Genomic DNA, 18,789 nt, shown 5'->3' with positions numbered 1-18,789 from the left:
TTCCAGCCCGGGCCTTCCCCTCAGGCGCGCGACGGTTCGGGGAACACATCCTCGGCCGCGAACACCGGACCGTCCACACAGACCCGTTTCATCGCTACCCCATTCGGAGTGCGCACCGGTACCGTGCAGCCGGCACAGCCGCCTACCGCGCAGGCCATGAACTCCTCCAGCGAAACCTGGCAGGGGAGATCGAACTCCGCGGCCAGTTCGGCACAGGCGGCGAGCATCGGATGGGGGCCGCAGGCGAAGATTTCCACTTGGGCGCGCTCCTCGGGTGCGAGTCCGGCGAGCCAGGCGCGCCCCAGGTCCGTGACGAAACCGTCATAGGCGCCCGGCAGCCCGGCCTTGGAGGTCAGGCGGCAGGCGACCCCCCAGTCTTCCAGCAGCGGCAGGGTCGCGATTGCCCCGTCCGGCAGGCCCTGCCAGAGGATCTCCGACGGGCGGGCATGAAAGGGAAACGGCACCTCGGAGCCCAGCACCGCATGGGTCTTCCCCGCCTCGCCCTGAAGATGCAGGCGGTGGGCGAGGAAGATCATCGGCGGGATGCCGACCCCGCCCCCCAGCAGCAGGCGCCTCGGACGTTCCGGATTCAGGCGAAATGGCTGGCCAATCGGGCCCAGCACGCTGAGGGTGTCGCCCTTTGCCTGCTGCGACAGGGCGCGCGTGCCGTCACCGACCACCTTGTAGAGGAACTCCACCCAGCCGGCCTCGCGGTCCACGCGCTGGATCGACAGCGGGCGGCGCATCAGCAGGCGCGGGGCGCATTGCAGATGGGCAAACTGCCCGGGCTGTGCCGCACGGGCGCACTCGGGCGCAAGGACACGGAGGATCCACTGGTCCGCACCGGCGTCATGGTGGTCCAGGATGCGGCCTTCCTCCTGGAAGATCGTGCCTCGGTGGTTCCGGTCGGCAGTTTGGGTCGTGCTCATGCGGTGTCCTCGGCGGGGCGGGTCCAGACCGGGCGCCCGGCGACCCAGGTCTCGCGGACCTGTCCGGCGAAGGTCCAGTTGAAGAAGGGCGTGTTGTGGCCTGCGCTCAGCCAGTCTTTGCGGCGGACCTCGTGCATTGCGGCCGGGTCCCACAGCACGAAGTCGGCGCGCGCGCCCGCGCTCAGGTGTCCCTGGGCAAAGCCGAGGATATCCGCCGGCCCGGTGGTGACCCGGGCCAGTGCGTCGTGCAGGCTCAGGAGTCCGTCCTCGACCAGGCGCAGCGTCAGCGGCAGGAGGGTCTCCAGCGCCGAGATGCCGGGTTCGGTGCTGGCGAATGGGCCCAGCTTGCCATCCGGTTCATGTGGCTGGTGGTCGGAGCAGATCGCGCTGATGTCGCCGCGCGCGACGGCCGCGCGCAGGCCGTCGCGGTCGCGCTGGCCGCGCAGTGGCGGGATCACGTGGCAGTTCGGGTCGTATTCGGCGACGTCGACCTCGGTCAGGAACAGCTGGTGGGCGGCCACGTCTGCGCTCACCGGCAGACCGTCGGCACGCGCCTTGGCGATCATCTCCGCGCCGCGGCGGGTCGACAGCCGGGCCACGTGGACCCGCGCCCCGGTCTGCTCCACCAGCGCCAGGATGGCGCCCAGCGCCGCGGTCTCGGCGGCCTCGGGAATGCCGGCCAGCCCCAGGCGGGTGGAGACTGCGCCCTCGTGCATGCAACCGGAGCCGGTGAGGGCCGGGTCCTGCGCCGAGAGCACGATGGTCAGCCCGAAGGTGGTGGCGTATTCCAGTGCCCGGCGCAGTACCAGCAGGCTGGCCAGTGGTTTGCTCGCGTTGCTGACTCCGCGTGCGCCGGCTTGCATCAGGGCGGCCATCTCGGCCAGCTGCTGGCCCTCCAGCTGATGGGTCAGCGCGCCGAGTACGTACACGCGTACGCCGCAGGCCTGGCGGGCGCGGCGATTGATCAGCTCGATCTCGGCGGGCGAGTCGATCGGCGGCTCGGTATCCGGGGGGACGACCACGCTGGTAATGCCGCCGCGGGCCGCGGCCAGGGTCTCGCTGGCGACGGTGGCCTTGTGTTCCTGGCCCGGTTCGCGCAGGCGCGCGGCCAGGTCGATCAGGCCGGGGATCAGCCAGAGCCCGCTGCCGTCGATGCGCCGGCGCGGCTCGAAGCCGTCCGGGATCTGGCCGCGGGCGAGGATCTCGCTGCCCTGCACGCACAGCGCCCCGACCGTGTCGAAGCCGTCCACCGGATCGAGGATGCGGGCGTTCTCGATCAGCACGCTCATGCCTGGTGGGCCCCCATGACCATGGACATCACCGCCATGCGCACCGAGATCCCGTAGGTCACCTGTTCGAGGATCACCGAGTGCGGTCCGTCGGCCACGGCGGATTCGATCTCCACCCCGCGGTTGGCGGGGCCGGGGTGCATGACCAGGCAGGTCGGGTGCGCCAGTTGAAGCCGCCGCGAGGTCAGGCCGAACAGCTGGTAGTACTCGTGTTCGGAGGGCAGGTGGGCGTGTTCCATGCGCTCGCGCTGCAGGCGCAGCATGATGATCACATCGACGTCTTTCAGGCCGGCGTCGAGGTCGTTGTAGACGTGTACGCCCAGCTGGTCGACATCCGCCGGCAGCAGCGAGCAGGGCGCGACCACGCGGACCTCGCCGGTCTGCAGGATGTTCAGCGCGTGGATCTGCGAGCGCGCGACCCGCGAATGCAGGATATCGCCGACGATCGCGACCTTGAGCTTGGTGAAGTCGCCCTTGTGGCGACGGATGGTGAACATGTCCAGCAGCGCCTGGGTCGGGTGCGCGTGGCGGCCGTCGCCAGCGTTCAGCACGCTGATCCCCGGGGCTACGTGGCGAGCGATGAAATGGGCGGCCCCGCTCTCCTCGTGGCGCACGACGAACATGTCGACATTCATCGCCTCGATGTTGCGCAGGGTGTCCAGCAGGCTCTCACCCTTCACTGCCGAAGAGGTGTTGATGTTCACGTTCAATACATCGGCGGACAGGCGCTTGGCGGCCAGCTCGAAGGTGGTGCGGGTGCGGGTGCTGGCCTCGAAGAACAGGTTGACGATGGTCTTGCCGCGCAGCAGCGGGACCTTCTTCACCGCCTTCTCGTTCATGTTGGCGAACGATTCGGCGGTGTCCAGGATCTCGGTCAGGAGCTCCCGGTTCAGCCCTTCGATGGTCAGCATGTGGCGCAGCTGGCCGTCATCGGTCAGCTGCAGGCGGTTGGGCAGCGGGCCCGGTTCGGGCAGCCGCGCGCCGGGGTGGGCGATCTGGGTCTCGGTCATCCGTTGTGCATCCGGCGGGTCAGGCCTTCAGGTCCTCGGGATCGATCGTCACCCGTTCCAGGCGCAGTGGCTCGGGGCCGCGCAGCTTGATCTGTTCGGTCTTGCCGAGCTCCATGTGGGCGCCAACGATCGCCGCCGCGATCGGCAGCTCGCGCCCGTCGCGCTCGACCAGCACCGCGAGGGTCACCGAGGCCGGGCGGCCATAGTCGAACAGCTCGTTCAGCGCCGCGCGGATGGTGCGGCCGGAGTACAGGACGTCATCCACCAGCAGCACGTGTTCCCCGTCGAGATCTTCCGGCAGTTCCGACGGGCGCACCTGCGGGTGCATGCCTATACGCGAGAAGTCGTCGCGGTAGAAGCTGATGTCCAGCTTGCCCAGTGGGCGCTCCACCCCCAGGCGTTCGCGCAGGTGCTCCGCGATCCAGACCCCGCCGGAATGGATGCCGACCACGATGGGTGCGGCGATCCCGTGGGTCTTCAGGTAGTGGCGGGCCTGCTCGGCCATGTCGTCGAGCAGGGTCGGGACGTCCGGTGTCGTCATGATGCATTCTCCAGAAACCAGCCTTCGAGGATGACCGCGGCGGCGTGGGCGTCCAGCCCCGGGTCATGGCGTCCCGGCCGGCGTCGCTCGCGGGCCAGATGAGATGTCAGGTGCTCGTCGCACCAGTATACCGGTTGCCCGTAGCGCTCTTCGAGCGTGCGGGCAAAGGCGCGGATACGTCGGGCCAGTGGTGTGGGCTTGCCGTCGGCCTGGGTTGGCCAGCCGACTACGAACCCCTCCGGGCCCCATTCCGCGACCAGGGTGTCAATCGCGGGCCAAAGATCGGGCGCATCGCTGGTGAGCGTGCGCAGGCCGCGGGCCGAGCCCATGATCTCCTCGCCCACCGCGACCCCGATGCGGCGCCGCCCGTAGTCGAAGGCCAGCAGTCCCACCGTCAGGCGTGGCCGGAGGCCGAACTGATCAGGTTGACGTCGATGCCGATCAGTTCCGCGGCGGCGCGCCAGCGCTCGGCGCTGGCGCGATCAAACAGGATGTCCGCGTCGGCGCGAGCGGTGAGCCAAGCGTTATCGGCCAGCTCGCTTTCCAGTTGGCCGGGGCCCCAGCCAGCGTGCCCCAATGCGACCAGAACCCGGCGCGGCCCCTGGCCCGCGTTGATCGCCTCGAGGATGTCGCGCGAGGTGGTCAGCACGATGGAGTCGGTGATGGGCTGGCTGCCGCGCCAGGTCTGCTCGGCGGAGTGCAGAACGAAACCGTGTTCCGGCTGCACCGGGCCGCCGCGATAGACCGGCATCTCCGGCAGATCCTCGCCGGGTTCCAGCTCCACATGTTCCAGCAGCTCGCGCAGGGAGAACTCGGTGGGCTGATTGATGACCAGGCCCAGCGCACCTTGTTCGTCGTGATCGCAGATATAGGTGACCGCATGGCTGAAATAGCCATCGTTCAGGCTCGGCATGGCGATCAGGAAGTGATCGCGCAGGCAGTCGGGCTCGTGACGGGCGGGCGTCGGCTTCATGCCACCAGTATCGATGCTGACTCTGCAGGTCGCAAGGAAGGCCGGGCCGGTTTTCCCGATCCCGTGTGCGGCGCCGTTAATTCGTGTCTCCCTAGCGGATCTGTTCTATCTGGTCGCGGCGGAAGGCCCAGGTGCGGGTAATCACCAGTTCGTCGTATTCCTCGCGCATCGCCTCGGTGAACGGCGCGTACGGGGCCGCCAGCTCCACGATGCGGATGGCGGCCTGGTCCAGGACCGGCTCGCCCGAGCTGCGGGCGACCTCGATGTTGATCAGTTCGCCCTCCGGGTTCAGGCGGACCGACAGGACCAGGGTCCCGGAGAGACCGCGGCGCCGCGCCTCGTCCGGATAGTTCACGTTGCCCAGGCGTTCCACCTTGTTGATCCAGGCCTGCAGATAGGCGGCTTCGGGGGCGCTGCGCGCGGCCAGGCTGTCTAGATAGCGGGTGCGGCTGGCGCGGGTGGAGAATGTCTGGCGCTCTTCCGCCGGTGCCGCCCGCGCGCTCTCCAGGCCTCGGTTCATCAGGGTCGCGGCGGAGGGCCGGTCCTCGGCATCGGGGGCTTCCAGCGGCTCGGGGTCGGCGACCTCGGGGGGCGTGGCGCGCTCGTCCGGAGTGTCGGCGGTGACCTGCTCCGGTTCCGGCTCGGGCTCCGGGAGCGCCGGGTCCATGATCAGCGGGCCGGCCTCCGGCAAGGGTGCGTCGAGGCCCTCCGGCTCGGGCTCGCCGATGCCGGCATCCTCTGCATCCGGGGCCTGCGCCTCGCGGACCTCCTCGCCTTCACCGCTCGCAGCCTGGTCGCGGGTGGCGATGTGCTCGACCTCGTCGTCCAGTTCTGGTGGCGGGGCATCGGGATCGGTGACCCAGGTAATGTCCAGGGGCTCGCGGGTGGGTGCCTCGATCGGATCGACCGCGAAGCCGATCCCCAGGATGATCAGCGCGTGCGCGACCACCGCGAGGAAGATCATGGTCCCCAGGTGGTCCTGTACGCGGGGCGCCTCCGGTGGGGGCGTGCCGGCTGGCCGTCCGGCGAGGGCGTTCGAAGCGGTATTCGCCGTCATGACCCCTCCGGCCCACAGCGGACGCACACGGCCCCGGGGCCCGTGGGGCAGGCCGGACTGGCGCTAATCATTGGGCGTGGGGTTGTGGACATGGCGCTGGATTCGCGGGTCGGCGAGTACGTGGGCGGTCAGTATACCGGTCAGGCCGCCGGTGATCAGGGCGGCGAGCAACAGTGGCGGTAGCACCAGCGGCAGGTTGGGGTGCGGGATGATGATTGCCCAGGCGAGCAGAAACTGCCCGGTGATGTGAGCCATCGCGGCGGCGATGGCCAGGCCCACCGGGCCGACATGCCGGGGGGCGAAGGGGCGCAGGGCGGCCAGCAGGACGAGGCTCGCCAGGGCGCCGGCCAGCGACAGCCAGAATGCCGGGCTCAGCAGGGTCCCCAGCAGCAGGCTGCTGCCGACCACCCGGATCAGGGTGACCGCGACGGCCGCGCGCCAGCCGAGGACCAGCAGGGTGATCAGGGTGACGATGTTGGCCAGGCCCGGCTTGATGCCCGGGACCGGGCTGGGGATGGCGGCCTCGAGGATCTGGATCCCGATGGCAATGGCGGCCAGCGCGGCGATCGCGCGGTCGCGGGTGTCGGTCCCGGCCTGCGGGGCGCCGGTCATCGTGGGCGCATCAGTAATGCAGGCTGTCGAAGCCCGGTTCCGTGCCGAGGACCTGGAGGGTCAGCCGGTTGGGCAGGCTCACGGCGACCTCGCCGTGGGCCTGCAGCCAGCCGCTGGCCTCGCAGATGTTCTGGCGCCCGGGGGAGTCGGCGCAGCGGGCCCGGCCCGGTTCGATCTCGATGTGGGTGATCCCGGCCGGACCGTGGATCTCGAGGACCCGGGCCCGATCCAGTGGCTCGTGCTGCGGGGTGGCCCCGGCCTGGCTGATGATCAGTACCCGGGCCTCTCCCGAAGGGCTGTAGGCGAAAACGAAGGCCGCGACTACGACCCCCGCAGCCAGAGCCCCGATCAGGGTGTCGCCCCAGCGCAGCAGCCTGTGGTTCACGGCAGTTCGCGCACCACGAACGGCTCCCGGTCGGGGCCGGGTTGCACGCGCTCGGCGAGCGCCGGCGTGGCCTCGATGCGGTCGCCGAGAACCACCAGGGCCTGCTCGACGCCCATCTTGCGGGCGTACTCCGGCCAGGCGTCGGGCCCGGCGATCATCAGCGTGGTGGCGGCGGCATCGGCCAGCGCCGGGTCGTGGTGGAGCACCGTGGCGCTGTCGATTCCCTGGCTCGGCCGGCCGCTGCGTGGGTCGATGACGTGGTGGATGCGCTCGCCTTCCCACTCGTAGCCGCGCTCGTAGTCGCCGGAGGTGAACAGGGCCTCGCCGGCGTCCAGTTCGATGCTGCCAAGCACGCCGCCATGCGGATGACGGATGCCCACCCGCCAGGGCCGTTCGCTGGGTCGGCCCAGGGTCATCAGGTCGCCGCCGGCGTTGAAGATCGCGGCCTCGACGCCGTGTTCCGCCAGCAGCTCCAGTACGCGCTCCACCGCCAGGCCCTTGGCCAGCCCGCCGAAGTCGAGCTGCAGGTCCGGGTGCGTCCCGCGCAGGCGTACGCCGTTGCGTTCGATGTCCTGCATGCGGGGCGGGTCGTCCAGCAGCTCGGCCAGGGTGGCCTCGTCCGGGGGTGGGCCGGCGGGTTCGTCCTGATGGAAGCCCCAGGCGGCGACCAGCTTGCCCAGTGCGGGGTTGAACAGACCGTCGCTCAACGTCTCCATCTCGCGGCCGTGCTCGATTAGCGGCAGCACCGAGGGTGGGGCGCTGAACTCGCCCTGCAGGGCGAGTAGCTCGTTGGTGCGCCCGAGCGACCCGGGTTCCCATGCATGCCAAGAGGTATGCAGGATTTCCAGTTCCTCCTGAACTGCGGTCCCGATCGCCTCCACGTCGTATTCGCCGGCCGGGTAAAGGCTGAGGTCCACCAGCGTGCCGAAGGCGTAAAAGCCAAGCTGTTCCGTATCCGGTTCCTCGCGGCCGCAGGCGGCCAGCAGGGCGGCCGCGAGCAGCAGGGGCAGGGTTCGAATCAATATGGAGCGCATGCCGCTCATCCTTCGATCGGGCGAGTGAGGTAGTCGATGTACTGGCCGGCCAGGTCGTCGCCGCCTGCCGCGTCCAGTTCGCGGACACCGGTGGGGCTGGTGACGTTGATCTCGGTCAGGGAGTCCCCGATGACGTCGATGCCGACGAAGTCCAGCCCGCGGGCCTTCAGCTCCGGGGCGATTTCGTGGCAGATCCAGCGATCGCGTTCGGTCAGGGGCACGGCCTCGCCCCGGCCGCCGGCGGCCAGGTTGGCGCGACTTTCGCCCGCGGCCGGGATGCGGGCCAGGGCGTGGTCGTAGGGCTCGCCACCGATCAGGATGATGCGCTTGTCCCCAGCAGTGAACTCCGGCAGGAAGCGCTGCGCGACCACGCTGCGCTGGTCGAACTCGGTGATGGTCTCGAGGATCACCGAGGTGTTCGGGTCGCCCTCGCGGACACGGAATATCGAGGCCCCGCCCATGCCGTCCAGTGGCTTGACCACGATGTCTCCCTGCGCCTCGAGGAAGGCGCGGATCCGGCCCCGGTCACGGGTAATCAAGGTGGGCGGGCAGCACTGGGGGAAGTGGACGGTAAAGGCCTTCTCGTTGACGTCGCGCAGGGCCTGCGGGCGGTTCGATACCCGTACGCCGTCGCGCTCGGCGAGCTCGAGCGCGTAGGTCGCGTAGATGTACTCCAGATCGAACGGCGGGTCCTTGCGCATCAGCAGCAGGTCGAAGCGCGCCGCCGGACCCGTCACGGGCTCGCCCAGGGTGAAGAAGTCCTCGTGCCGGTCGTGCACGTCGATCGGGCGGCTCCGGGCCGCCGCCCGGCCCTCTTCGATCCACAGGTCGGCCGGCTCCAGGTAGTGCAGGCGATGGCCGCGGGCCTGTGCTGCCAGCATCATGGCGAAGGTGGTGTCCTTCCACGGTTTGATACCCGCGATCGGGTCCATCAGGATGGCGATGTTCTGGGCCACGTTGCCTCGCACGAACGGGATGTTCCGGGGAGTATGCCATGCCCGCCGGGGCTGTCGGTGACCCCGCAAGCTGGATCAGCGCCGCGCGCGTTGCGGCCCCCGGTATGCAATATCATTGTGTGCTGTTTGTCACAGAGCCCCGGTTCCGCTAGATTCGGGGCGAAATGACCTCAGGGGGAAAAGGTGTCTAACGCGCTTGCCGAAGCGGACTCGGCCACCGAGTTTCAGGGGCTCAAGGTCATGGTGATCGATGACAGCAAGACCATTCGGCGTACCGCCGAATCCTTGCTGCAGAAGCACGGGGCCGAAGTCATCACCGCCGTGGACGGCTTCGAAGCGCTGTCCAAGGTCGCGCAGTCGCGCCCGGACATTATCTTCATCGACGTCATGATGCCGCGTCTGGATGGCTACCAGACCTGCGCACTGATCAAGAACAACAGGGAATTCCGTGCCACGCCGATCATCATGCTGTCGAGCAAGGACAGCGTGTTCGACAAGGCGAAGGGGCGCGTTGTGGGGTCGGAAGACTACCTCACCAAGCCGTTTACCCGGGATGACCTCCTGGGCGCCATGCGCCGATACGCCAGTCCTGCGGCGTGATGCACAGCGTCGCCACTGCACACCAACCAAGGAAAGACGAACCCCATGGCCCGCATTCTGATCGTTGACGATTCGCCGACCGAAATCCATGTCCTGCGCACGATGCTCGAGAAAAACGGGCACTCGGTGACCACCGCCGAAAGTGGCGAGGATGGGGTGGCCGCCGCCAAGTCGCAGGTGCCGGATCTGGTCCTGATGGATGTGGTGATGCCGGGCCTGAATGGCTTCCAGGCCACGCGTCAGCTTTCCCAGGCGGATGAAACCGCGCATGTCCCGGTGGTTGTGGTCAGCACCAAGGATCAGGCCACCGACCGGGTCTGGGCGATGCGTCAGGGGGCTCGCGACTACATCACCAAGCCAGTGGTCGAGAAGGACCTGCTGGCCACCATCGGGAAATATCTGTCGGCATGAAGACCGACCTGTCCTCGCCGTTTGCGCTGATTGCGAGCCTTGATCGTGAAGGGCGCCGCGTCAATCGCGAATTGCGGCGGGACATCGGCACCGGCTGGCGCGGCGTCCTGTTGCGGGTTGGCGATTTCCGCTTCCTGGTCGATATGGATTCGATCGCGGAGGTCGCCGACCCGATGGCGCTGACCCGCGTGCCGCTGGCGGATTCCGCAGTGCTCGGCGTGGGCAATCTGCGGGGGCTGGTGCTGCCGGTCTTCGACATGGGCAGGCTGCTGCTGGACCGGCCATTGCCGGACGACGCGACCGGGCAGCGCATCGTGGTGGCGCCTCAGGGCCAGGGCATGGCCGGGCTTCTGGTCAGCCAGGTCGAGGGGATGCGCCGCTGCATCCCCTCCCAGCGGCGCCTGGAGGTCTCGGTACCCGAGGCCGTCCGGCCCTTTATTACTGGCGGATTCGATCTCGGGCACCGGTTGCACCCGGTGCTGGATCTGGACCTGCTACTCAATGACAACAATCGCTTTACCGGCACGGGTTTGGCCGGTGCATCCAATAGCGAACAGTCCGCAGCTACCGTCTGATGACGGGGTTCGCGGTGCTGCGACAGGGAGTATGAACTGATGGGATCGAGTCGTCGCGCACGTAACTTCGTCCTCGGGGGCTTGCTGGTGCTGGCCCTGGTCGCGACAGGCGGGGCCTTTACCTACCACGAGTACGAGCAGAGTCAGTACCGTGACCGGATCGCGCTGGCCAATGACTTGCGTCTGTTGTCGCAGCGTCTCGCCACCAGCTCGCTGGAGGCGGCCGCCGGCTCCGAGCAGGGATTCCGCGATCTGCAGTCCCTGCGCGATGACTTCGAGGCCCGCCTGGATCGAATCCGCCAGGGGGGTGACGGTCTGCAGCCACTTCCGGAACCCTTGCAAGAGGATATCGCTGCAGTGGATCGCGAATGGTCGGCGTACCGGGACAACATCAACACCGTCATCCTCGGGCGTTCGGATATCCAGTTGATCACGGAATTTTCTGATGCGGTGGGCGCGTTTTCGCCGGAGCTCTCGCGCCTGTCCGACGATGTGGTGCGGCGCATGACCCGGATCGGCGAGCCGCCGGAGCAGGTCTATGTGGCGGCGCGCCAGACCATGCTGATTCAGCGTATTGCCAACAGCCTGGGTCGCGTGCTCCAGGGGGGCGCCGAGGCGGCCCCCGCGATCGAGCGCTTCGAGCGTGATGCAACGTTGTACGGCCGCGTGCTGGACGGCCTGATCGAGGGGTTCGCCCCGCTGGGGGTCGAACCGGTCGATGACCCGCAAGCGCGTGCCTTGCTGATGGAGATCGCCACGCTGTTCGTCGCCTTTAGCGAGGCCGTGGAAGGCGTTCTGGATACCTCCACCCAGGTGTTCGAGGTCAATGCGGCGGCCTCCAATGTCGAGGCCAGCAGTGGCGCGATGCTGGAGACCACCGGGGACTTCGAAAACGCCATCACCGTTGAGGCCGAACGCGCGGGCTTGGTCGCGCTCATCGGGTTCGGCTTCGGTGGCCTCGCGCTGCTGCTGCTGATCGCGATGGGTCTGTTCCTCTACCGCGATACCAAGCGCGAGCTGGCCGAGACCGAGGCGCAGAATGAACGCAACCAGCAGGCAATCCTGCGCCTGCTCGATGAAATGATGAACCTTGCGGATGGCGACCTCACGGTCAACGCGACGGTGACCGAGGACTTCACCGGGGCCATCGCGGACTCGATGAATTACGCGATCGAGAACCTGCGCACCCTGGTCGCGACCATCAACACGGTGGCGGCCGATATCAGCGAATCCTCGGCTTCCACGCGGTCCCAGGTGCTGGGGCTGGCCGAGAAGTCGGAAGAACAGGCCCGCGAGATCCAGCGCGCGGACGACGCGATCGAGGAGGTGTCGGGCTCGGTCGACAAGGTCGCCCAGGATGCCGAACAGTCGGCCTCCGTGGCACGTAACTCGGTGGAGATTGCATCCCGCGGGGCGGGCACCGTGCGCCGTTCCATCGAGGGCATGGACAACATCCGCGAACAAATCCAGGAGACGGCGAAACGGATCAAGCGCCTGGGTGAATCGTCGCAGGAGATTGGCGACATCATCGGCCTGATCAACGACATCGCCGAACAGACCAACGTGCTCGCACTGAATGCCGCGATCCAGGCCTCCGCCGCGGGCGAGGCCGGTCGCGGCTTCGCGGTGGTGGCGGATGAGGTCCAGCGCCTTGCGGAGCGCTCCTCCAGTGCAACCCGTCAGGTGGAGGGGCTGGTCAAGGCCATCCAGGCCGATACCAGCGAGGCCGTGAGCTCCATGGAACAAAGTACCGCCAACGTGGTGCAGGGGGCCGAACTGGCCCAGGCCGCGGGCGAGGCGCTGTCCGAGATCGAGCAGGTCTCCAGTGATCTGGCGGATCTGATCGACGGGATCTCCTCGTCGGCGCGCAAGCAGTCCGAGATGGCGCAGGACGTGACCTCCATCATGGCCCAGATCCGCGAGATTACCTCCGAGACCACGCAGGGGACCCAGTCCACCGCGGCGGCGATCGGCGACCTGGCCCAGCTCTCGGCCCAGCTGCAGTCCTCGGTATCGGACTTCAAGCTGCCGGAGCCGGGCGGCACCACCGAACGCGTCGATGCTGCGATCGAGGGGGAGCCGGCTTCCGACCCCGATCCGACCTCTTCCGACGAACAACGAGCCTGACGGCGGACGCGGCCGATGGCATCCAGCGCACTGAACTGGGTCCGCGACGAACTCGACAAGCTGTTTGTCGAGGTCCAGGACGCGTTGCGACGGTACTCCGACGATCCGGGCTGTAGCGATTGTCTGGCCGAGGCGCGCAGTCGTGTCGAACAGATCCGCAACACCCTGGTCATGGTCCAGGTCGACAGCGTGGTCCTGATCTGCGACGAGATGTTGCAGGTCCTGGGGCAGATCGAACGCGCTGACGAGCCGAATGTGGCCGCCACCGAGCCGCTGCTGCGGGCCGCCCTGCAGCTGCCCGACTACCTCGAGAACGAGGGCGATGGCGAATTGCCGTCGCCCATGATCCTTGTCCCTCTGCTGAATGAGTTGCGCACCAGTCGCGGCGCTTCGTTGCTGCTGGATGTCGCGGCATTGATGCCGGACCCGCAGACAGTGGACGACGAGCGTGTAGGCTCGGGTGGCGATGTGCTCGATCCGGCATCTCGCGTCCCGCTGCTGCAACAGGCGCGTCGGCGCTTTCAGCGCGATCTGCTGGAATTGGTGCGCGGCGAAGATGCGACCGAACCAGCCGCCCGAATGCAGGCGACTGCCCGCGTGGTGGAGGAGGCCGTTCCGGCGGGCGAGGCCCGGCGCTTGTTCTGGGTCGCCGGTGCGATGCTCGAGGCGGTCGCCGAGGGCGGTGTTGAAGCCGATACCGACGTGCGCCGACTGGTCGGCCGGGTCGATCGCGAACTCGGACGCTATCTGAACGCCTTGTCGGCCCATGTGGAGGCCGGTAATGCCGGATCGGAACCGGAATACGAGGCATCGCCCGACCTGATCAAGACCCTTCTGTTCCACGTTGCCTGTGCAACCTCCGAGGGTGAACAGACCCTCGCCGTGCGCGAGGTATTCGGGCTCGACCAGTTGAGCCTCGTGGAAGGTGGTACCGGGGTGGGCCGTTCGGTCTACGACAACCTGCGCCAGGCCCTGGAAGACGACCTTGCCGAGGTCCGCGAGCGGCTGGATGTCTTGATGCGGTCACAGGTGCGGGGTGTCGACGACCTCGAGAGCCTGCGCGGGCAGGTCGAGCGTATTGGCTCGACACTCAGTCTTCTCGGGCTGGATGCCGGACAGGACCACACCGACGCCCTGATGGCATCGCTTACTCCCGAGCGCGCGGGCGCGGCGGATGAACAGGTCGACATGGTGCTGGCGGAGCACCTGCTGGCGCTGGAGTCCCTGCTGGAATCGGGTCTGCGCCGCAAGAGCGCCAGCCCCTCGCCCCAGGCCGAATTCGATCGCGCGCTGGCGGCGGCCGTCTACAAGGAGGCCCTGGTGGATGTGCGCCGGGTCCGCGACATCTTCCTCGGATTCCTTGATGCCGGCGCGGACGCCTCTGGCGATGGACTCGACGAGGCCCGCGAGGGGCTGCGCCGGATCGAGGGCGCGATGTCGATGTCCGGCTTCGAGGCCCTGCACGCCCTGCTGGGCCCGCTGATCCGTCATCTCGATTCCCGCGCCGGCATGGCAGCGGCCGAACTCGACGAAGGCGAGATCGACGCCCTTGCCGAGGTCCTTAGCAGTATCGAGGTCGCCCTGGAGTCTTCCGGACAGCCCTGGCGTGAGCTGGACAGTGTTCACGAGCGGGGGATTGCGGCCCTGCAGCGCATTGGTGCGATCTCCGGCGGCGGCGATGTCGCCGCCGTCCGTCTGGCTGCGGCCCCGGATGCGCCGGCGGCAGACACCGGGGCTGAAGCGGACCCCGCCGGCCTCGCCGAGCCTCCGGTTTTCGATCTCGGCACACCCGGCGATGAACCTGACGAAGATCCATTGGACACGCTCGCCGCCGATGCCGATGCCGATGCCGATGCCGATGCCGATGCCGATGCCGATGCCGCTGCGGCGCCTGTCGTGCAGCCGGCGAGCCCGCTGCCCGCGGCCGGCCGCGATTCATTGCCTTTCGACGACACCGTGCTGGCGGAGCAGGTCCGCGGTCCCGATGTGGACCTGGAAATCCTGGAAATCTTCCTCGAGGAGGCGGACGAGGAGGTAGCCAGTCTGGGCGAACACTTCCCGCGCTGGCAGGCCAACCCGGCCGATCTCGACAGCCTCTCGGTCATTCGCCGTTCCTTCCACACGCTGAAAGGGTCGGGCCGGTTGGCCGGCGCCTTGCGTCTGGGCGAATTCGCCTGGGCCGTGGAGTCGTTCCTCAACCGCCAGCTGGATTCCGGCCAGGAGGCGGACCACGCCACGTTGCAGGTCATCGAGGATGGCATCGGCGTCCTGCCCGGACTGGTCGCGGAGGTGCGTGACGATACCGGGCCGGTTACGCCGGTTCTGGACATTGCCCTGCGTCTGCGGGCTCTGGCCGCCGGCGAGCCGGAACCCGACGAGGCCGAAACGGAAGATGACGAGGCGGCTGTGCGCGCTGCGCCGCCGGGGGCGGACGCGGAGTTCGAGGCCCTGGCGCGCACCCTCGACGAACTGGACGCACCGGATTCGTTCGCAGGCGCCGAGACGGCAGCCCCCGACCAGGACGAGGCGGTCGACGAGCTCCTGCAGGAGCCGGGCGCCTTTGTGCCCGATCTGCCGCCGGATGCCCTTGCAGCGGCGACCGATAGAACGGAATCCGCCGAGTCCGAGTACGGCGGAACCCTGGATTCGCCGTGGCAGACGGAAGAGCCGCCGGCGGCTGAGCGGTCTGCTGAACCGCTGGATCTTGACGCCCTGGAGCTTCCCGCCGATGCCTTCGAGGTGACCGAAGAGGCGCTGACCGAGGGCGACACGATGGCCCCGGATGTTGGGGTCGAGGTCGGGGAGGATTCCGGCGCCGTCGAGGAGGGCGCCCTCGAAGGTCCTGTCGACGGAGAGGCCGAGGCTGAAGAGCCGGAGCTCCCGTCCGAGCCTGTGGCCGCTCGCATGGACACGGATCCCCAGCTGTGGCAGGTGTTTGCCGCTGAGGCGCAGGTCCATCTGCTCGCGCTGCGTGGTTGGCTGGACGAGTCCCAGTGGCGCCCGGACCGGGTCCCGAATCATGACCTCGAGCGGGCGCTGCATACCCTGAACGGCAGCGCCCGGACCGCCGATATTCGTGGCATTTATTCGGTGTGCGGACCGTTCGAACGGCTGATCCGGATCCATCGCGACATGGAATGGGCGCTGCTGCCGCAGGCCATCGAGTTGCTGCGGCAGCTGGAGACGTACGTGGCCGATGCAGTCGGCGACGAGGCACCGGACCCGCTCAAGGTCCTGGACCCGCCGCCCTGGGCCCCCGAGGTCTATGCCCTGCTGGATAATGCGACCGCGGAACAGCTGCTGCGAACAGAAGATGATGCCAGCGAGGAAGAGTCGCCCGACTTCGACGACCTCGATGTCGCCGAGTCGACCGCAGAGCCGGAACCGGAACCGGAGATCGACTGGGAGTTTGCCGAGGTCTTCATCGAGGAGGCGCGCGATATCCTCGAGTCTGCGTTCACGGCCCTGAATGGCTGGCGCGAGACTGGGGGGCGCCCGGGGCCCGATCAGAATGCCTTCCAGCGCGAAGTGCACACCCTGAAGGGCAGCGCCCGCATGGCCGGTTTCACCGTGGTCGGAGCCATTGCGCACGCCCTGGAAAGTGCGTTGAGTGTGGAGACCGAGACCGGTCTGGAGCCGCGCGACGGCTTCTTCCAGCTTACCGAGCGGGCCTTGAGCGACGTACAGCGCCTGGTCGAGCGCGGGGTCGGGGCCTGGCAGATGGACGAATCGGCCAGCGAATCGCTGCCCGCGCTGCGCGCCTGGGCCGGGGGTGAAGCGGACGCCGAATCGACCGAAGCGGAGCCCGAGACGGATACGTTTGAGAGCGACGACTCCGAAGCCGAAGCCACCTCCGGGAAGGATCTGGTGGTCGAGGAGGCCCGAGCGGAGACGGACCGGCGCAGCCACGAGACGCCGGAGACCGAGGGCCGGCGGATCCAGGACCAGGTGCGCATGGATGCCGAGGTCCTCGACAGCCTGGTGAACAATGCCGGCGAGCTGGCGACCTTCCATCGCCGCTTCGAACAGACGGTTGGGCGGGTCGAGAGCCAGGTCGACGAACTGGAGCGCACCATCGCCCGTCTGCGCGACCAGCTGCGCAAGCTCGAGATCGAAACCGAGACCCAGATCCTGTTCCGGGTGGAGGAGGAGAGTGGGGAGGACGCCCTCGACTTCGATCCGCTGGAAATGGACCGCTATTCCGGCATCCAGCAGCTGTCCCGCGCGCTCGCCGAGAGTGTCAGTGACCTCGAGGCCCTGAAGCAGGAAGTCGGTGACGAGTTGCAGAATGCCGGGGGCATCCTTCTGCAGCAGCGGCGCGTGGGAACCGATCTGCAGGACCAGTTGATGCGTCAGCGCATGGTGCGTTTCGCGCGTATGGCGCCGCGGCTACGACGGGTGGTACGCCAGGCGGGCGAGGACCTGGGCAAACAGGTCCGCGTCGAGTTCACCGGCCAGGGGGCCGAGCTGGACCGTGCCCTGCTGGAACGCCTGGTGTCGCCGTTGGAGCACCTGCTGCGCAATGCCATTGCGCACGGTATCGAAGGCGCTGCCGAGCGGGAACAGGCACACAAGCCGGCGCAGGGCCAGATCGATGTCAGTCTGGAGCAGTCCGGCAGCGAGATCCGGTTGCAGGTCACGGATGACGGTCGGGGCATCGATGCCGAGGCGATCCGGGCGCGCGCGGCGGAGCGCGGGCTCATCGCGGCGGATGCCGAGGTCACGGATGCCCAGGCCCTGCAGCTCATCCTGCAGTCCGGTTTCTCCACCGCCGCCGAAGTCTCGCAGGTGGCGGGGCGCGGCGTTGGCCTGGACGTGGTGAACAGCGACGTGAAACAGCTGGGCGGCACGCTGGAGATCCAGTCGACGCCAGGCAAGGGCTCGCGTTTCATCATGCGCCTGCCGTTCACCCTGGCGATCTCGCAGGCCTTGCTGGTGCAGGTGGGCGAAGAAACCTTTGCCGTCCCGATGGCCTCGGTGGAGGGCGTGGTTCGCGCGCGAGCCGAGGAGATCGATCGCCGGGACGACGAGGCAATCTACAACTACATCGGTCAGGACTACGCAGTGCGCGGGCTCGGTGACTTGATGGGTGTGGAGAGTCAGGCGGGCGTCGAACACTTGCCGGATCATCCGTTCCCGTTGTTGCTCGTGCGCGCCGATGATCAGCGTATCGCGTTGCGCATTGACGGCCTGCTGGGTAGTCAGGAGGTTGTGGTGAAGTCGGTGGGCCCGGTCCTCAGTCGTATCCCGGGTGTGGCCGGTGCCACCCTCCAGGGCGATGGTTCGGTCATGCTGATTCTTGATCTGAGCATGTTGGTGCGGTTTGCCTCCGCGACGGCGTCCCTGGCGGAGGCGCCGCAGGCTGTTGTCGAGACGGCGAGCGCGAAACGGATCATGGTGGTGGATGACTCGATTACCATTCGCAAGGTCACCGCGCGCCTGCTGACGCGCCACGGCTACGACGTGGTCACGGCCCGTGACGGTCTCGATGCGGTGGGCCTGCTGGACGAGCGGCCCCCGCAGCTGATCCTGCTGGACGTGGAGATGCCGCGCATGGACGGCTTCGAGTTCGCCGCCCACGTGCGCGATCATCCGGACTTCGGGGGGGTGCCCATCATCATGATCACCTCGCGCAGCGGGACCAAGCACCGCGAGCGAGCCAACCGTCTCGGGGTCAACGGTTATCTCGGGAAACCGTATCTGGAGAATGACCTGCTGAACGCGATCCGCGAGCAACTCGAAGGGATACTGGCATGAGCGAGGAAGCACAGGGTCAGGCCGTCGAGGCGGTGATCGTTCAGCTGGATAGCGGCTCCATCCTGCTGCCCCGCAGCGCCTTTCTCGAGGTGACCACCCGCGCCGGGGCCGTCCAGCAGGAATCCGAGCATCCGGATGTCCCCTGGCTGCAGCCCAGCCTGGTCTGGCAGGACGTGCAGGTGCCGGTGATCAACGTGAACCAGTTGCTGGATCCGGGCCGCGACAGCGGCGAGGATCGCCGGCGGTTCACCCGCCTTCTGGTGATGCAGGCGGTGATGCAGCCGGATCACCTGCCGTTTTATGCCCTGGAGGTGCGCGGTACGCCGCATCCGGTGCAGATCACCGCGCAGAATATCTATGCGCTGGAGGACGTCGACGCCACTCCGTGGTCCTGGCGGGTGAAGGCCTCGGGCGTGACGACGCACTTGCTTCGACTGGATACCCTCGAGCAGCGTCTGCTCGAGCTTGCGGAGACGCAGCCAGCCTGATCATGTGGCGGCGACTCGAGGCGACCCCACCGGGGCGGTTCCCGC

At 68.0% G+C, this 18,789-nt stretch carries 17 protein-coding genes; 6 read left to right on the top strand and 11 right to left on the bottom strand.

Going from position 1 to position 18,789, the window contains the following annotated elements; translation table 11 throughout:
- Nucleotides 1-20: 20 nt before the first annotated feature.
- The 11 genes from D573_RS0101370 to gshB form a co-directional block, all read right to left on the bottom strand.
- Nucleotides 21-929, bottom strand: a complete 909-nt coding sequence (locus D573_RS0101370) for a dihydroorotate dehydrogenase electron transfer subunit (protein ID WP_018937393.1) — start codon at nucleotides 927-929, stop codon at nucleotides 21-23.
- Nucleotides 926-2,218 carry a dihydroorotase gene (locus tag D573_RS0101365; RefSeq protein ID WP_018937392.1) on the bottom strand — a complete coding sequence of 431 codons (1,293 nt, stop codon included), beginning with the start codon at nucleotides 2,216-2,218 and terminating at the stop codon, nucleotides 926-928. The genes D573_RS0101370 and D573_RS0101365 overlap by 4 nt, the downstream gene beginning before the upstream one ends.
- Nucleotides 2,215-3,228 carry an aspartate carbamoyltransferase catalytic subunit gene (locus tag D573_RS0101360; RefSeq protein WP_018145119.1) on the bottom strand — a complete coding sequence of 338 codons (1,014 nt, stop codon included), beginning with the start codon at nucleotides 3,226-3,228 and terminating at the stop codon, nucleotides 2,215-2,217. The genes D573_RS0101365 and D573_RS0101360 overlap by 4 nt, the downstream gene beginning before the upstream one ends.
- Before the next feature lie 19 nt (nucleotides 3,229-3,247).
- A complete protein-coding gene (gene pyrR / locus D573_RS0101355) occupies nucleotides 3,248-3,769 on the bottom strand; it encodes a bifunctional pyr operon transcriptional regulator/uracil phosphoribosyltransferase PyrR (RefSeq protein WP_018145120.1) in 522 nt (173 codons plus the stop codon).
- On the bottom strand, nucleotides 3,766-4,161 hold the full coding sequence (gene ruvX, locus D573_RS0101350; RefSeq protein WP_018168934.1) for a Holliday junction resolvase RuvX: 396 nt from the start codon (nucleotides 4,159-4,161) through the stop codon (nucleotides 3,766-3,768). The genes pyrR and ruvX overlap by 4 nt, the downstream gene beginning before the upstream one ends.
- A gap of 2 nt (nucleotides 4,162-4,163) precedes the next feature.
- Nucleotides 4,164-4,742 carry a YqgE/AlgH family protein gene (locus tag D573_RS0101345; RefSeq protein WP_018937391.1) on the bottom strand — a complete coding sequence of 193 codons (579 nt, stop codon included), beginning with the start codon at nucleotides 4,740-4,742 and terminating at the stop codon, nucleotides 4,164-4,166.
- Between the two features lie 91 nt (nucleotides 4,743-4,833).
- Entirely contained in the window at nucleotides 4,834-5,706 is an 873-nt protein-coding gene (locus D573_RS0101340; protein WP_018937390.1) for an energy transducer TonB, read from the bottom strand.
- Between the two features lie 156 nt (nucleotides 5,707-5,862).
- A complete protein-coding gene (locus D573_RS0101335) occupies nucleotides 5,863-6,411 on the bottom strand; it encodes a Gx transporter family protein (protein ID WP_018937389.1) in 549 nt (182 codons plus the stop codon).
- Between the two features lie 10 nt (nucleotides 6,412-6,421).
- On the bottom strand, nucleotides 6,422-6,796 hold the full coding sequence (locus tag D573_RS0101330; RefSeq protein WP_018937388.1) for a NusG domain II-containing protein: 375 nt from the start codon (nucleotides 6,794-6,796) through the stop codon (nucleotides 6,422-6,424).
- Complete coding sequence (locus D573_RS0101325) at nucleotides 6,793-7,830, bottom strand: FAD:protein FMN transferase (RefSeq protein WP_018937387.1); 1,038 nt, start codon at nucleotides 7,828-7,830, stop codon at nucleotides 6,793-6,795. Before D573_RS0101325 ends, D573_RS0101330 begins: the two co-directional genes overlap by 4 nt.
- Before the next feature lie 5 nt (nucleotides 7,831-7,835).
- Nucleotides 7,836-8,786 (bottom strand): glutathione synthase, encoded by a 951-nt coding sequence (gshB, locus tag D573_RS0101320; protein WP_038038014.1) that lies wholly within the window; start codon nucleotides 8,784-8,786, stop codon nucleotides 7,836-7,838.
- 183 nt (nucleotides 8,787-8,969) lie between these two features.
- Here gshB and pilG point away from each other — a divergent pair, with 183 nt between their 5' ends.
- Genes pilG through D573_RS0101290 form a run of 6 tightly spaced genes read left to right on the top strand, consistent with a single transcriptional unit; the run spans nucleotide 8,970 to nucleotide 18,744 of the window.
- Nucleotides 8,970-9,386 carry a twitching motility response regulator PilG gene (gene pilG / locus D573_RS0101315; protein WP_018175663.1) on the top strand — a complete coding sequence of 139 codons (417 nt, stop codon included), beginning with the start codon at nucleotides 8,970-8,972 and terminating at the stop codon, nucleotides 9,384-9,386.
- Nucleotides 9,387-9,431: 45 nt separating this feature from the next.
- Nucleotides 9,432-9,797 carry a PleD family two-component system response regulator gene (locus tag D573_RS0101310; protein ID WP_018145129.1) on the top strand — a complete coding sequence of 122 codons (366 nt, stop codon included), beginning with the start codon at nucleotides 9,432-9,434 and terminating at the stop codon, nucleotides 9,795-9,797.
- The gene (locus tag D573_RS0101305) at nucleotides 9,794-10,372 is read left to right on the top strand and encodes a chemotaxis protein CheW (protein ID WP_018145130.1); all 579 of its coding nucleotides are present in this window, start codon (nucleotides 9,794-9,796) and stop codon (nucleotides 10,370-10,372) included. Before D573_RS0101310 ends, D573_RS0101305 begins: the two co-directional genes overlap by 4 nt.
- Before the next feature lie 39 nt (nucleotides 10,373-10,411).
- Nucleotides 10,412-12,499, top strand: a complete 2,088-nt coding sequence (locus D573_RS0101300) for a methyl-accepting chemotaxis protein (RefSeq protein ID WP_026287885.1) — start codon at nucleotides 10,412-10,414, stop codon at nucleotides 12,497-12,499.
- Nucleotides 12,500-12,514: 15 nt separating this feature from the next.
- Entirely contained in the window at nucleotides 12,515-18,256 is a 5,742-nt protein-coding gene (locus D573_RS0101295) for an Hpt domain-containing protein (protein ID WP_018937384.1), read from the top strand.
- A complete protein-coding gene (locus tag D573_RS0101290; RefSeq protein WP_018168944.1) occupies nucleotides 18,253-18,744 on the top strand; it encodes a hypothetical protein in 492 nt (163 codons plus the stop codon). Before D573_RS0101295 ends, D573_RS0101290 begins: the two co-directional genes overlap by 4 nt.
- Nucleotides 18,745-18,789 lie beyond the last annotated feature (45 nt).

The sequence above is a fragment of the Thioalkalivibrio sp. AKL9 genome (assembly GCF_000377825.1).
GTDB lineage: Bacteria > Pseudomonadota > Gammaproteobacteria > Ectothiorhodospirales > Ectothiorhodospiraceae > Thioalkalivibrio > Thioalkalivibrio versutus.
This window is presented reverse-complemented; position numbering and strand designations above follow the sequence as displayed.

Bases quoted from the DNA above. Each gene is read 5' to 3' on its own strand.
- D573_RS0101345 (WP_018937391.1), bottom strand. From the start codon at position 4,742: ATGAAGCCGACGCCCGCCCGTCACGAGCCCGACTGCCTGCGCGATCAC.
- D573_RS0101365 (WP_018937392.1), bottom strand. From the start codon at position 2,218: ATGAGCGTGCTGATCGAGAACGCCCGCATCCTCGATCCGGTGGACGGC.
- D573_RS0101340 (WP_018937390.1), bottom strand. From the start codon at position 5,706: ATGATCTTCCTCGCGGTGGTCGCGCACGCGCTGATCATCCTGGGGATC.
- D573_RS0101370 (WP_018937393.1), bottom strand. From the start codon at position 929: ATGAGCACGACCCAAACTGCCGACCGGAACCACCGAGGCACGATCTTC.
- D573_RS0101325 (WP_018937387.1), bottom strand. From the start codon at position 7,830: ATGCGCTCCATATTGATTCGAACCCTGCCCCTGCTGCTCGCGGCCGCC.
- D573_RS0101335 (WP_018937389.1), bottom strand. From the start codon at position 6,411: ATGACCGGCGCCCCGCAGGCCGGGACCGACACCCGCGACCGCGCGATC.
- D573_RS0101295 (WP_018937384.1), top strand. From the start codon at position 12,515: ATGGCATCCAGCGCACTGAACTGGGTCCGCGACGAACTCGACAAGCTG.
- D573_RS0101360 (WP_018145119.1), bottom strand. From the start codon at position 3,228: ATGACCGAGACCCAGATCGCCCACCCCGGCGCGCGGCTGCCCGAACCG.
- D573_RS0101300 (WP_026287885.1), top strand. From the start codon at position 10,412: ATGGGATCGAGTCGTCGCGCACGTAACTTCGTCCTCGGGGGCTTGCTG.
- pyrR (WP_018145120.1), bottom strand. From the start codon at position 3,769: ATGACGACACCGGACGTCCCGACCCTGCTCGACGACATGGCCGAGCAG.
- D573_RS0101305 (WP_018145130.1), top strand. From the start codon at position 9,794: ATGAAGACCGACCTGTCCTCGCCGTTTGCGCTGATTGCGAGCCTTGAT.
- D573_RS0101310 (WP_018145129.1), top strand. From the start codon at position 9,432: ATGGCCCGCATTCTGATCGTTGACGATTCGCCGACCGAAATCCATGTC.
- D573_RS0101290 (WP_018168944.1), top strand. From the start codon at position 18,253: ATGAGCGAGGAAGCACAGGGTCAGGCCGTCGAGGCGGTGATCGTTCAG.